This window comes from Burkholderia sp. AU45251 (genome assembly GCF_030482905.1).
In the GTDB taxonomy this organism is placed as follows: Bacteria; Pseudomonadota; Gammaproteobacteria; order Burkholderiales; family Burkholderiaceae; genus Burkholderia; species Burkholderia aenigmatica.
Genome location: NZ_JAUJQH010000074.1, coordinates 1 through 1,125 on the forward strand (window position 1 = coordinate 1; position 1,125 = coordinate 1,125).

1 protein-coding gene is annotated in these 1,125 nt (G+C 64.8%); it reads right to left on the bottom strand.

What is annotated here, in order from left to right:
• A partial coding sequence (locus QZM67_RS39790) for a hypothetical protein (RefSeq protein WP_301811951.1) occupies positions 1–1,125 on the bottom strand: 1,125 nt, incomplete at both ends.

Genomic DNA, 1,125 nt, shown 5'->3' on the forward strand with positions numbered 1-1,125 from the left:
CGATCGGCTCGCTGTCGACTTCGACCTCCACCGGCCTGTCGTCGGCCAACAGCTCGATCGGTTCGCTGTCGACCTCCACCTCGACGGGTCTGTCGTCGGCCAACAGCTCCATCGGCTCGCTGTCGACTTCCACGTCGACCGGTCTCTCGTCGGCCAACAGCTCGATCGGTTCGCTGTCGACCTCCACCTCGACGGGTCTGTCGTCGGCCAACAGCTCGATCGGCTCGCTGTCGACTTCGACCTCCACGGGTCTGTCGTCGGCGAATAGCTCCATCGGCTCGCTGTCGACTTCCACGTCGACCGGCCTCTCCTCGGCGAACAGCTCGATCGGTTCGCTCTCGACGTCCACCTCGACCGGCCTGTCGTCGGCCAACAGCTCGATCGGTTCGTTGTCGACGTCGACCTCGACCGGCCTGTCGTCGGCCAACAGCTCGATCGGCTCGCTGTCGACTTCGACCTCCACCGGCCTGTCGTCGGCCAACAGCTCGATCGGTTCGCTGTCGACCTCCACCTCGACGGGTCTGTCGTCGGCCAACAGCTCCATCGGCTCGCTGTCGACCTCCACGTCGACCGGTCTCTCGTCGGCCAACAGCTCGATCGGCTCGCTGTCGACTTCGACCTCCACGGGTCTGTCGTCGGCCAACAGCTCGATCGGCTCGCTGTCGACCTCGACGTCGACCGGTCTGTCGTCGGCCAACAGTTCGATCGGTTCGTTGTCGACCTCCACGTCGACCGGCCTGTCGTCGGCCAACAGCTCGATCGGTTCGCTGTCGACCTCGACGTCGACCGGCCTGTCGTCGGCCAATAGCTCGATCGGTTCGCTGTCGACCTCGACCTCGACGGGTCTGTCGTCGGCTAACAGCTCGATCGGTTCGTTGTCGACCTCCACCTCGACGGGTCTGTCGTCGGCCAATAGCTCGATCGGCTCGCTTTCGACTTCGACCTCGACGGGCCTGTCGTCGGCGAATAGCTCGATCGGCTCGCTGTCGACCTCGACGTCGACCGGCCTGTCGTCGGCCAATAGCTCGATTGGTTCGCTCTCGACTTCCACGTCGACCGGCCTGTCGTCGGCCAATAGCTCGATCGGCTCGCTCTCGACCTCGACCTCGACGGGTCTGTCATCGG